This window comes from Citrobacter sp. C5_2 (assembly GCF_014596845.2).
In the GTDB taxonomy this organism is placed as follows: domain Bacteria; phylum Pseudomonadota; class Gammaproteobacteria; order Enterobacterales; family Enterobacteriaceae; genus Citrobacter; species Citrobacter werkmanii.
Window position 1 is genome coordinate 4,190,475 of the sequence record NZ_CP115032.1, and the last position, 13,360, is coordinate 4,203,834.

The window sequence follows — 13,360 nt, forward strand, 5'->3', positions numbered from 1 at the left end:
AAAAGCAACATAAAAAATTGGCTGAATCGTTAAGAATGGTGTAGCGGCGAGGCGGGACGCATTTCAGAGGGATAAAGGGCGCCTTAAAGCGGTTGATTTTCAAGCGTGACATGCTGAATTTTCCAGCGTTTTTTTAGCCATCAGATATAATTGTGTAATAAATACTCACACTCTTTTTCCGGACCTGCCGGCTGAATCCCCAATAAAAGTCAAAACTGTCAAACACGGGTGCATGATACTCGCGGCAACAGGAACGCCTCACGGCACAGCGCTTGTCTCGTTGGAGTCATTTTATGAAGTTGCCATTAAAGCCACATCTGCTTGTTCTTCTGTGCAGTGCCGGGTTGTTTGCCGCCTCTGGCGTGATGTTCGTTAAAAGTCGCGTAACGGAACCCGCTTCGCCGGCCCCCGTCACACAACAACCTTCAACGCCGGCTCCAGCTCCCGTAGCGGCCCCTGCTCCCGTTGAGCAACCTGCGCCTGCTGCCGCGCCGACATACTCGGCTGCGCAAATCGATCAGTGGGTGGCGCCTATCGCGCTCTATCCGGATTCACTGCTGTCACAAATTTTGATGGCCTCAACCTATCCGGCTAACGTCATCCAGGCCGCGCAGTGGTCAAAAGATAATCCCAAAATGCAGGGCGATGCCGCCATTCAGGCCGTTGCTGGTCAACCATGGGATCCCAGCGTGAAATCGCTGGTTGCCTTTCCACAGTTGATGTCACTGATGGGTGAAAATCCGCCGTGGGTACAAAGCCTGGGTGACGCTTTCCTTGCGCAACCGAAAGACGTCATGGACTCCGTACAACGCCTGCGCGCGCTGGCGCAACAAACCGGGGCGTTGCAATCGACACCGCAACAGACCGTCACTACTGTGACAAAAGCGGCACCGGCTAAAACCGTCACCAGCGAGTCAACAACCAGTTCTACTACCACGACCGCCACGACAAGCCCAACGATTATCAAAATTGAATCCGCCGATCCACAGGTGGTGTACGTCCCCACCTATAACCCGAACACGGTTTACGGCACCTGGCCCAATACCGCCTATCCGCCAACCTATCTGCCGCCAACGCCCGGCGAGCAGTTTGGCAACAGCTTCGTGAACGGTTTAGGCTTCAGCCTCGGTGTTGCCACAACCTATGCCATCTTCAGCAACATCGACTGGGATGATGACGATGACTGGGACCACCATCATCACGATGACTGGGATAACCATGGCGGGTATAACCGCAACGGCGATAACAACATCAATATCAACGTTGATAACTTCAATAAAATCAGCGGACAACGGCTAACCGACGCCAACCGTAACTGGTAGCACAACCCGGCCTACCGCGAGGGTGTGCCGTACCCTAATAGCCAGCTCAATAACCGCTTTCACTCCACTAATACGGCAACGGGCTTAAGCTCAACCCAGCAACGACCGGTCAACCGTGATAGCCAGCGTCAGGCAGCCCTGAGCCAGATGGAAAAATCAACGGGGAAAACATTCCCGCAAACGGCGCGTACGGGCACGAGAGACGCCCAGCGTCAGGCATCCAGTCAACAACTGAAGCAAATTTCTCAGCGTAATAACTACCGCGGTTACGATACCAAACCGCAAACGGCGCAACGGGCAAACACTCAGCAGCGTGAAAATCGCCAGGCTGCCGCCCAGCGCCAGGAGAAACGGATCACGCAACCGGCGCAGCAACGCAATATACAGCAACATAATTTTCAACAACGGACCAGCCAGCCGCGCGCCAATGCGCTGAGCGGCAATGACAGTCGCTCCGCCAGCTGGCAGGCGCAGCAGCAGCGAGGGGCCCAAAGCAGGCAGTTCGCCCGCAACCAGCCATCTCGCCAGCTATCCGGCGGTCGTGCTGAACACCGTGAATTCCGTCATCGTTAAGGGAACCGACATGAAAAATAAACTACTCAGTGGAATGGTGTTGTTCATGGTTTCGGCCACCGCGATGGCGCAGCAATCCTTCAGCACGCCAGATCAGGCCACCAATGCGCTGGCAAACGCTATTAGTGAGCAAAATGAAAGTGCGATGAACAACCTGCTCGGGGAAAACTGGCGCGAGTTTCTGCCGCCGGAAGGCGTCGATCCTGATGCGGTAGACCGCTTCCTGCGCGACTGGAAGGTTCGCCATAACACCGTTGTCGACGGTAATACCGCGCACCTGGTGGTCGGGGACAGCGACTGGCAACTGCCGATCCCGGTGGTTAAAACCACCTCTGGCTGGCAATTTGATATTAAGGAAGCGGCCGAAGAGATACTGACCCGTGAGATTGGGCGCAACGAACTCGCTGCCATCGAGGCGTTACATGCCTACGTCGATGCTCAGCAAAGCTACTTTGCGATGAACCAGACGTACGCACAAAAGATTGTCAGCTCTGAAGGGAAAAAAGATGGTCTGTACTGGCCCGTTTCACCCGGTGAAGCGCCAAGCCCGCTTGGACCAGCCTTCAGTCCGCAGGAACCCGGTACAGGCTATCACGGTTATCATTTCCGTATTCTTCCCGACAAAACCAGCGGTTTTGCGATGGTTGCCTGGCCCGTTAGCTACGATCATACTGGCGTGATGAGCTTTATGGTCAACGGTGATGACAAGGTCTATCAGGCGGATCTTGGCGAGGAGTCGCAGCAAAAAGCACAGGCGTTAACCGCCTACCACCTGGATAAAACCTGGCAGCCTGTCGCGCCCTGAATCCCCAGAGTCGAAGGATGAGTTGCCGGGTAAGCGTAGCCCCCGGCAACTCGCAACAAATTACAGGATGTTAGCAACAGATTTCGCCAGTTGAGCTTCCAGAACCGGCTTCGCTTCTTCGAACTTCAGGTTTACCTTATTCGCATTTGAAACAACACGAGTCTGGTATTTTGCGCGATCGCCTTGCGCAGTGCTGGTTTGCAGCTTGATGCCGGACGTCCCCTGACGCAGCGCGGCAACGTTATCTGTTGTCACTTTCGCTTTGCTGCGCTCGGAGATTTGCAGGTCAGTGACCATGGTGTAGTTTACGTCTTCCACCATCGCATCAGCAGCCATACCGATCAGTCCCGCTGCCAGGCCAACGCCCAGCGCCGCGCCGGAGGAGTTACTGTTATAGGCGGTAATCCCCGCACCTAAAGCTGCCCCCATCGCCGCCCCTTCATAACCGGTCTTCAGGAAGCCCTGAGCTTCGCGCAGATCCATTTTGTCCGCTTTCAGTACGTTCGCCTGCACCCAGTAGTAAGCGTTATCCGGCGAACTGGTCACTTTATAGCCCTTAGCCGACAGGTCATTTGCCAGCAGGGTTTGCAGATTGCTCATGTCTTTATCGGAAGTGTTTTTCACCTGAATGTAGACGGTCTTCTCGCTGGAAGGCTCCAGCCAGATGGTCTCACTCATCTGCGTTTTCACTTCAAGATTACGTTTTTTAACGGCGGTGGTCATGGCGCCACACCCGGTCAGGGTCATTGTCGCGACAACCATGCCAACAACCGCGATTTTTTTTAAAGACATGTTTTTTCCTTTTTTCGTGTAATAAAGAGTCCAGAGCCTCTTAAGCGCGCGGCCAGTAGCCACACAATGGCGAAAAAAGTATCGGCAGTTGCGCAATTTTTTTTAGCGGAAATATCAATAAGATGACTACCAGAACTGGTAGTTTGGGATTGGCGTCATTGCCCAGACGCTCACGTCAGCGAAGATGTGTCTGACGTGAGCGGGAGAGTTAATTCTGATGCGGCATTAATTCAGGATAACCTTTAAACGCTGGCTTAGTGCTGGTAAGTGCTACTTCGTCAGCCCGAATGCTGCCAGAGTTTGTTGCCCATACACCTTCCTGTGTCTGGCTAATCTGCTGATGCTGTACATTCAAATTTTGTCCCATTGCCGCAATATGCGTGCTTTCGGTACCACCGCTGTTGGTAGCCCATGGGATGACGGCATCCTGCGCCAGCGCCATGCCGGAAATAAACACGGTAGTCATTACTGCTGCTTTGAAAAAACGTTTCATCATTTCCCCTCTCAATTTGTTATCACACTATTAGTTTAGAGGGTTATTAGTTTCATCTAATGACAAGATAAGGTGATTTATTTCTTGTGAAACAGGAAGTTGATTTGGAATGCCGATTTCATGCGGTTCGGGCTTATCGTGCAGTACGGGAAAAAACATTTTCTGGCAATTCGGCTATTCACCTTAATTTTTGCCAAATTTTGACACTATTTTGTAACAAACACATAAAAAAAGCGGCCATTCAGCCGCTTTTTATCATTTTGGAAAAATTACTTTTTCTTCGCTTTCGGGTTCGGCAGGTCGGTGATGCTACCTTCGAACACTTCGGCAGCCAGACCGACGGACTCGTGCAGCGTCGGGTGCGCGTGGATGGTCAGCGCGATGTCTTCAGCGTCACAACCCATTTCGATCGCCAGACCGATTTCACCCAGCAGCTCGCCGCCGTTGGTACCGACAATCGCCCCACCGATCACACGGTGAGATTCTTTGTCGAAAATCAGTTTGGTCATACCGTCTGCGCAGTCAGAAGCGATAGCACGGCCCGAAGCAGCCCACGGGAAGGTGGCGGTTTCGTAGCTAATGCCTTTTTCTTTCGCTTCTTTCTCAGTCAGGCCAACCCATGCAACTTCTGGTTCAGTGTACGCGATGGATGGGATAACTTTCGGATCGAAGTAGTGTTTCTTACCGGCGATAACTTCAGCGGCAACGTGACCTTCGTGAACACCTTTATGCGCCAGCATCGGCTGACCGACGATATCGCCGATAGCAAAGATGTGCGGCACGTTGGTGCGCAGCTGTTTGTCAACGCGGATGAAGCCACGGTCGTCAACTTCCACGCCAGCTTTGCCCGCATCGAGGTTTTTGCCGTTCGGTACACGACCGATAGCCACCAGCACGGCATCGTAACGCTGTGCTTCAGCAGGCGCTTTTTTGCCTTCCATGGAAACGTAGATACCGTCTTCTTTCGCTTCAACGGCGGTCACTTTGGTTTCCAGCATCAGGTTGAATTTCTTGCTGATGCGCTTGGTGAAGACTTTAACCACGTCTTTATCGGCAGCCGGGATAACCTGATCGAACATTTCAACTACGTCGATCTCTGAACCCAGCGCATGGTACACGGTACCCATTTCCAGACCGATGATACCACCGCCCATAACCAGCAGGCGCTTAGGAACCGTTTTCAGTTCCAGCGCGTCAGTGGAGTCCCACACGCGCGGATCTTCATGCGGAATGAACGGCAGTTCGATCGGACGGGAACCCGCCGCGATGATCGCGTTGTCGAAGTTGATCACGGTTTTGCCGTTTTCGCCTTCAACTTCCAGGGTGTTCGCCCCGGTAAATTTACCCAGACCGTTAACCACTTTCACTTTACGGCCTTTAGCCATACCAGCCAGACCGCCGGTCAGTTGAGTGATAACTTTTTCTTTCCAGGTACGAATCTTGTCGATATCGGTTTTCGGCTCGCCAAAAACGATACCGTGTTCAGCCAACGCTTTGGCTTCTTCGATAACTTTAGCTACGTGCAGCAGCGCTTTAGAAGGGATACAGCCGACGTTCAGACAAACACCGCCGAGGGTGCTGTAACGTTCTACGATGACGGTCTCCAGACCTAAATCTGCGCAACGGAAGGCAGCAGAGTAACCTGCAGGGCCTGCCCCAAGTACCACGACCTGAGTTTTGATTTCAGTGCTCATCATGACCTCTTAATTTATACCCGTCGTCCACCGGGTCGTTCTATCCGCCCGTATTTTACAAAATTGTTAACAATTTTGAAACAACAAACGGCAACCGATTTGTCTTTCGCACAATAACCTCACTGACTTCATGAGATTACCAGAAAAAAGCCGGCCGTCGGGCCGGCTTTTTCGCTTACATCACCAGGCGGCGAATGTCAGACAGCATGTTGTTGATGATGGTGATAAAGCGCGCACCATCCGCACCGTCGATTACGCGGTGGTCAAAGGAGAGCGAAATCGGCATCATCAGACGCGGCATAAACTCTTTACCGTTCCACACTGGCTCCATTGCGGACTTGGAGACACCGAGGATCGCCACTTCCGGCGCGTTAACAATCGGCGCGAAGTGGGTAGTACCCAGGCCACCGATGCTGGAGATGGTGAAGCAACCGCCCTGCATTTCGCCAGCAGTCAGCTTGCCATCACGCGCTTTCTTGGAGATGGTGGTCAGTTCGCGAGACAGCTCGGTAATGCTCTTCTTGTTCACGTCTTTGAAGACCGGAACAACCAGACCATTCGGCGTATCAACCGCAACACCGATGTTGATGTATTTCTTCAGGGTCAGACGCTGACCATCTTCGGACAGAGAGCTGTTGAAGCGCGGCATCTGTTCCAGAGCGGCGGCAACGGCTTTCATGATGAAGACCACTGGGGTGAATTTCACGTCCAGTTTACGTTTTTCAGCTTCGGCGTTCTGCTGTTTACGGAACGCTTCCAGATCGGTGATATCGGTCTTATCAAAGTGCGTAACGTGCGGGATCATCACCCAGTTACGGCTCAGGTTAGCCCCAGAAATTTTCTGGATACGGCCCAGTTCCACTTCTTCGATTTCACCAAACTTGCTGAAGTCCACTTTCGGCCAGGGCAGCATGCCCGGGATACCGCCACCAGCAGATGCTGCCGGTGCAGACTCGGCGCGTTTAACCGCGTCTTTCACGTAAGCCTGAACGTCTTCACGCAGGATACGACCTTTACGACCGGTACCTTTCACTTTCGCCAGGTTCACACCAAACTCGCGCGCCAGGCGGCGAATCAGCGGAGTCGCGTGGACGTAAGCATCGTTTTCAGCGAAGTCAGATTTACCTTCCGCTTTTGCAGCTGGAGCTGCTGGCTTCTCAGCTTTCGCCGCCGGAGCCGGAGCCGCCGCTTCTTGTTTAGCCGGAGCGGCCGCAGGCGCTGCGCCTTCAACTTCGAAGACCATAATCAGAGAACCGGTTTTCACTTTGTCGCCGGTGCTGATTTTGATTTCTTTCACGGTGCCCGCGAACGGCGCCGGAACTTCCATTGACGCTTTATCGCCTTCAACGGTGATCAGTGATTGTTCAGCGGCAATTTTATCGCCCACTTTAACCATCACTTCAGTGACTTCAACTTCATCACCACCGATGTCCGGCACGTTAACTTCTTTCGAGCCAGAGGCTGCCGGAGCCGGAGCTGCTGCTGGAGCCGCTTCAGCTTTCGCCGGGGCAGCCGCACCAGCTTCGCCTGCTACTTCAAAGATCATAATCAGGGAGCCGGTAGACACTTTGTCGCCAGTGCTGATTTTGATCTCTTTCACGGTGCCTGCGAACGGCGCCGGAACTTCCATAGAGGCTTTGTCGCCTTCAACGGTGATCAGAGACTGCTCAGCCGCAACGGTGTCGCCCACTTTAACCATTACTTCGGTCACTTCGACTTCGTCGCCGCCGATGTCCGGTACATGTACTTCTTTCGCCGCTGCCGCAGCAGGTGCTGCTGCCGGAGCCGCTTCTTTCTTCTCTTCTGCCGGAGCAGGTGCAGCCGCTGCTGCACCGTCGGCGGAATCGAAAATCATGATCAGTTTGCCGGTCTCAGTTTTATCGCCAACAGAGACTTTGATCTCTTTAACGATACCAGCCTGAGGAGACGGAACTTCCATAGAGGCTTTGTCGCCTTCTACGGTGATCAGCGACTGTTCAGCTTCAACTTTGTCGCCCACTTTGACCAGGATCTCGGTGATTTCAACTTCATCAGCCCCGATGTCCGGTACATTGATTTCGATAGCCATTATTCTTTTACCTCTTACGCCAGACGCGGGTTAACTTTATCTGCATCGATGTTGAATTTGGTGATTGCGTCAGCAACCACTTTCTTATCGATTTCGCCACGTTTAGCCAGTTCGCCCAGGGCCGCTACAACCACGTAGGAAGCATCAACTTCGAAGTGGTGACGCAGGTTTTCACGGCTGTCAGAGCGACCGAAGCCGTCAGTACCCAGTACGCGGTAATCATCAGCCGGTACATAAGTACGAACCTGTTCGGCAAACAGTTTCATATAGTCAGTAGATGCTACTGCCGGTGCGTCGTTCATTACCTGAGCGATGTACGGAACGCGCGGCGTTTCCATCGGGTGCAGCATGTTCCAGCGCTCACAATCCTGGCCATCACGCGCCAGTTCAGTGAAGGAGGTTACGCTGTACACGTCAGAACCCACACCGTAGTCGTTCGCCAGGATCTGGGCAGCTTCACGCACGTGACGCAGGATAGAACCGGAGCCCAGCAGCTGAACTTTACCTTTCTTACCTTCGAGGGTTTCGAGTTTGTAGATACCTTTACGGATACCTTCCTCGGCGCCTGCTGGCATTGCCGGCATGTGGTAGTTTTCGTTCAGGGTGGTGATGTAGTAGTAAACGTTCTCTTGTTTCTCACCGTACATACGCTCCAGACCATCGTGCATGATGACCGCAACTTCGTACGCGTAAGACGGATCGTAAGAGATACAGTTCGGGATAGTCAGAGACTGAATATGGCTGTGACCATCTTCGTGCTGCAGACCTTCGCCGTTCAGCGTAGTACGACCGGAAGTACCACCAATCAGGAAGCCGCGAGCCTGCTGGTCGCCTGCCTGCCAGCACAGGTCGCCGATACGCTGGAACCCGAACATGGAGTAGTAGATGTAGAACGGAATCATCGGCAGATCGTTGGTGCTGTAAGAAGTCGCAGCAGCCAGCCAGGATGCGCCGGCACCCAGTTCGTTGATACCTTCCTGCAGGATCTGACCTTTCTCGTCTTCTTTATAGTAAGCAACCTGCTCACGGTCCTGCGGGGTGTACTGCTGACCGTTCGGGCTGTAGATACCGATCTGACGGAACAGACCTTCCATACCGAAAGTACGCGCTTCGTCAGCGATGATCGGAACCAGACGATCTTTGATCGACTTGTTCTTCAGCATCACGTTCAGGGCACGAACGAACGCGATAGTGGTGGAGATTTCTTTGTTCTGCTCTTCCAGCAGCGCACCGAAGTCTTCCAGAGCCGGCAGTTCCAGCTTCTCGGTGAAGTTCGGCTGACGAGCAGGCAGGTAGCCATGCAGTTTCTGACGCTGGGCGTGCAGATAAGTGTGCTCTTCAGAACCTTCCGGGAAGGTGATGTAAGACAGGTTTTCAACCTGCTCATCGGTCACTGGAACGTTGAAACGGTCGCGGATATAACGCACGCCGTCCATGTTCATTTTCTTAACCTGGTGAGCGATGTTTTTACCTTCAGCAGTGTCACCCATGCCGTAACCTTTAATGGTATGGGCGAGGATTACAGTTGCTTTGCCTTTGGTTTCCTGCGCTTTTTTCAGTGCAGCGTAGACTTTCTTCGGATCGTGACCACCACGGTTCAGAGCCCAAATCTGCTCATCGGTCCAGTCAGCAACCAGGGCTGCGGTTTCCGGGTATTTACCGAAGAAGTGCTCACGTACGTATGCGCCATCTTTGGATTTGAAGGTCTGGTAGTCGCCGTCAACGGTTTCGTTCATCAGTTGGATCAGTTTACCGCTGGTGTCTTTACGCAGCAGCTCATCCCAACGACCGCCCCACATGACTTTGATAACGTTCCAGCCAGCACCTGCAAAGATGCCTTCCAGTTCGTTAACAATCTTGCCGTTACCGGTGACCGGGCCGTCAAGACGCTGCAGGTTACAGTTGATAACAAAGACCAGGTTGTCCAGTTTTTCACGGGTCGCGATAGTGATCGCACCTTTAGATTCTGGCTCATCCATCTCGCCGTCGCCGAGGAAGGCGTAAACGGTTTGTTTAGAGGTATCTTTCAGGCCACGGTGTTCCAGATATTTCAGGAATTTAGCCTGGTAGATAGCACCGATTGGACCCAGACCCATAGAGACGGTCGGGAACTGCCAGAATTCCGGCATCAGTTTCGGGTGCGGGTAGGAAGACAGGCCTTTGCCGTGAACTTCCTGGCGGAAGTTGTTCATCTGCTCTTCGGTCAGACGACCTTCCAGGAATGCGCGTGCGTAGATACCCGGAGAGATGTGACCCTGGAAGTATACCAGGTCGCCGCCATCCTGCTCGTTGCGTGCACGGAAGAAGTGGTTGAAGCAAACATCATATACCGTTGCGGAGGACTGGAAGGATGCCATGTGGCCACCCAGCTCAAGGTCCTTTTTAGACGCGCGCAGTACGGTCATGATGGCGTTCCAGCGGATAGCAGAACGGATACGACGTTCCAGATCCAGATTACCCGGGTATTCCGGCTCATCTTCAACGGCAATAGTGTTGACATAATTGCTGGCCCCTGCACCTGCCGCTACTTTCACGCCGCCTTTGCGCGCTTCTGAAAGCAGTTGGTCGATCAGATACTGAGCACGCTCAACACCTTCTTCACGGATGACCGATTCGATCGCCTGTAGCCAGTCGCGAGTTTCGATCGGATCCACGTCATTTGGGAAACGTTCTGACATGGGGGTATTCCTTATCTATCTAATACGTTGAGTTATCTGGAACCTGTCCCATTACGTTCTCGCCAGAGAGCGTAATAAGACAGGTTCTGCGTTTAGTTGCCGCGCTTTTAGTTCGCGCTTGATTTACAACATCTTCTGGTTAACGTTCTGCCAGAAAAATCACTAATTCTTTCGTTGCTCCAGACGGCGTAAGGCGCGTTCTCGACGGCTTTCCTCACGGCTTCTGTCCAGTAAAATCTCTTCGATAAACGCCAGGTGACGGTGAGACGCTTCACGCGCCTCTTCAGGCTTCCCGGCGATGATTGCTTCAAAGATACGGGTACGATGACTGCTTACCAGCGGCAGCATCTCGCGACGCGCATACAGCAATTCGAAGTTTTGCCGAACGTTCTGGGCCAGCATCGGCTCCATACACCTTAGCAGATGGAGCAGCACCACATTGTGTGCGGCTTCGGTGACAGCAATTTGATACTGGAGTACCGCATCGGATTCGCCGTCCAGATCGCCGGACTGTTGCGCAAGCTCGATCGCATGGTGGAGTTCACGGATACGCGTTTTGTCTTCATCCGTGCTGCGTAATGCAGCGTAATAGGCTGCAATACCTTCCAACGCATGGCGCGTCTCAAGCAGGTCAAACTGGGATTCAGGATGGTCAGAGAGCAGCTCTACCAGTGGGTCGCTAAAGCTTTGCCACAGGCTACTCTGTACAAAAGTGCCGCCGCCCTGACGACGAAGCAGTAACCCCTTCGCTTCAAGGCGTTGGATCGCCTCGCGTAAGGAGGGGCGGGAGACGTCGAACTGTTTTGCCAGCTCGCGTTCCGGTGGGAGTTTTTCTCCGGGGCGAAGTGTCCCCTCAAGAATTAAAAACTCCAGCTGCTGCTCAATCACATCGGAGAGTTTTGGTTGGCGGATTTTGCTGTAGGCCATGATTTCCTGTCTTAAGCCATTTGCCCGGAGTCAATTGGTCTTACCAATTTCATGTTCTTGACGCTAAAGTAACAAAGTATTCACCTTCTGTCCATACAGGTTTTGATTGAAATCAGTAAAGGAGGCACATTTTAACAACATTACAGAAATAACGTTTCAAACATGTAACTATGCACAAATGTTAAATTTACCCACCACGGGGTAGATTTAACCTAATTTAAACGAAAAAATATATTATCTGAACCGATTCACCCACTTAATTATCGAGTTAATAAGCAAAATTTATGAATAAAAATTCATAATGGAAATTTTGTGGTAGTTAAACTCGCATTTACAAATGGTTTCTTTTTATTCAACTCGTCAACACCCTCGCATAAAGCAGGTGCATTCGCGCCCGCATAACATTATTCTGTTCAAGACAAAAGTATTTAAGCAACATTTCCTTATTGGCATCTGTAAACAAATTAATACAACAAACGGAATTGCAAACTTACACACGCATTACTGCGTAGTTCAAAAAATAAGTACTCGAAATTATGAAGAGTAAAACCACACACGAGGTTTAATGATGGAAAGTCAACCGCATGGCGATCAGCTCAAGCGCGGCCTTAAAAACCGCCATATACAGCTAATCGCGCTGGGTGGCGCGATTGGTACCGGGTTATTCCTCGGTAGCGCATCCGTTATCCAGTCTGCAGGACCGGGGATTATCCTGGGTTACGCTATTGCCGGCTTTATCGCCTTTTTGATCATGCGCCAGCTCGGTGAAATGGTGGTTGAAGAGCCGGTTGCAGGCTCCTTTAGCCACTTTGCCTATAAATACTGGGGCGGTTTCGCGGGTTTCTCTTCCGGCTGGAACTATTGGGTACTGTACGTTTTGGTTGCCATGGCAGAGCTAACTGCCGTCGGTAAATACATTCAGTTCTGGTATCCGGAGATCCCAACCTGGGTTTCTGCTGCGGCCTTCTTCGTGCTGATCAACGCCATCAACCTGACCAACGTGAAGGTGTTTGGCGAGATGGAGTTCTGGTTTGCCATTATTAAAGTCATCGCCGTAGTCGCCATGATCCTGTTCGGCGGCTGGCTGCTGTTTAGCGGCAACGGCGGCCCACAGGCCACCGTCAGCAACTTGTGGAGCCAGGGGGGATTCCTGCCGCACGGCTTCACCGGTCTGGTGATGATGATGGCGATTATCATGTTCTCCTTTGGTGGGCTGGAACTGGTCGGCATCACCGCGGCTGAAGCCGATAACCCGGAGCAAAGCATTCCCAAAGCGACTAACCAGGTTATCTACCGTATCCTGATTTTCTATGTCGGTTCGCTGGCGGTTCTGCTTTCCCTGATGCCGTGGACGCGCGTCACCGCTGATACCAGCCCGTTTGTCCTTATTTTCCACGAGCTAGGCGACACCTTTGTTGCCAATGCGCTGAACATCGTGGTGTTGACCGCCGCCCTTTCTGTCTATAACAGCTGCGTATACTGCAACAGTCGTATGCTGTTCGGTCTGGCGCAGCAGGGTAATGCGCCGAAAGCGCTGATGAACGTCGACAAGCGCGGCGTACCGGTGAACACTATTCTTGTCTCCGCGCTGGTAACGGCTCTGTGCGTGCTGATCAACTATCTGGCGCCGGAATCCGCCTTTGGCCTGCTGATGGCATTGGTGGTTTCCGCCCTGGTGATCAACTGGGCGATGATCAGCCTGGCGCACATGAAGTTCCGCAAAGCCAAACAGCAGCAGGGCGTAACCACTCGCTTCCCGGCGCTGTTCTACCCGCTGGGTAACTGGGTATGCCTGCTGTTCATGGCCGCAGTGCTGGTGATTATGCTGATGACGCCGGGCATGGCGATCTCGGTGTACTTAATCCCGGTATGGATTGGTATTCTTGGCATCGGCTATCTGTGCAAGCAGAAAACGGCCCGCGCGGTTAAAGCGCATTAAACCTCCCTCCCCCACCTGGACCAGGTGGGGGTTGTTACCTGCCTCACACTTTCCCACTCACGACTGTTT

At 52.6% G+C, this 13,360-nt stretch carries 8 protein-coding genes and 1 pseudogene; 3 read left to right on the forward strand and 6 right to left on the reverse strand.

Going from position 1 to position 13,360, the window contains the following annotated elements; genetic code table 11:
• The first annotated feature begins 293 nt into the window (after positions 1–293).
• Positions 294–1,895, forward strand: a pseudogene (locus ICA20_RS20455) (DUF3300 domain-containing protein).
• 10 nt (positions 1,896–1,905) lie between these two features.
• Positions 1,906–2,700 carry a DUF2950 family protein gene (locus ICA20_RS20460; protein WP_038637277.1) on the forward strand — a complete coding sequence of 265 codons (795 nt, stop codon included), beginning with the start codon at positions 1,906–1,908 and terminating at the stop codon, positions 2,698–2,700.
• A 60-nt stretch (positions 2,701–2,760) separates the two neighbouring features.
• On the opposite strand, the gene traT is transcribed toward ICA20_RS20460, so the two are convergent.
• From traT to pdhR, 6 genes are all read right to left on the reverse strand, one after another.
• Positions 2,761–3,492: a conjugal transfer complement resistance protein TraT gene (gene traT / locus ICA20_RS20465; protein ID WP_038637274.1), complete on the reverse strand. Its 732-nt coding sequence runs from the start codon at positions 3,490–3,492 to the stop codon at positions 2,761–2,763.
• 208 nt (positions 3,493–3,700) lie between these two features.
• Positions 3,701–3,985 (reverse strand): hypothetical protein, encoded by a 285-nt coding sequence (locus ICA20_RS20470; RefSeq protein ID WP_038637272.1) that lies wholly within the window; start codon positions 3,983–3,985, stop codon positions 3,701–3,703.
• A 269-nt stretch (positions 3,986–4,254) separates the two neighbouring features.
• Entirely contained in the window at positions 4,255–5,679 is a 1,425-nt protein-coding gene (lpdA, locus tag ICA20_RS20475) for a dihydrolipoyl dehydrogenase (RefSeq protein WP_003018686.1), read from the reverse strand.
• A 175-nt stretch (positions 5,680–5,854) separates the two neighbouring features.
• Positions 5,855–7,747, reverse strand: a complete 1,893-nt coding sequence (gene aceF, locus ICA20_RS20480) for a pyruvate dehydrogenase complex dihydrolipoyllysine-residue acetyltransferase (protein WP_038637268.1) — start codon at positions 7,745–7,747, stop codon at positions 5,855–5,857.
• Between the two features lie 14 nt (positions 7,748–7,761).
• Positions 7,762–10,425: a pyruvate dehydrogenase (acetyl-transferring), homodimeric type gene (gene aceE, locus ICA20_RS20485; RefSeq protein ID WP_038637266.1), complete on the reverse strand. Its 2,664-nt coding sequence runs from the start codon at positions 10,423–10,425 to the stop codon at positions 7,762–7,764.
• A 162-nt stretch (positions 10,426–10,587) separates the two neighbouring features.
• Positions 10,588–11,352 (reverse strand): pyruvate dehydrogenase complex transcriptional repressor PdhR, encoded by a 765-nt coding sequence (pdhR, locus tag ICA20_RS20490; RefSeq protein WP_003018699.1) that lies wholly within the window; start codon positions 11,350–11,352, stop codon positions 10,588–10,590.
• A 565-nt stretch (positions 11,353–11,917) separates the two neighbouring features.
• Between pdhR and aroP the strand changes: the two genes are divergently transcribed.
• Complete coding sequence (aroP, locus tag ICA20_RS20495; protein WP_087857667.1) at positions 11,918–13,291, forward strand: aromatic amino acid transporter AroP; 1,374 nt, start codon at positions 11,918–11,920, stop codon at positions 13,289–13,291.
• Positions 13,292–13,360 lie beyond the last annotated feature (69 nt).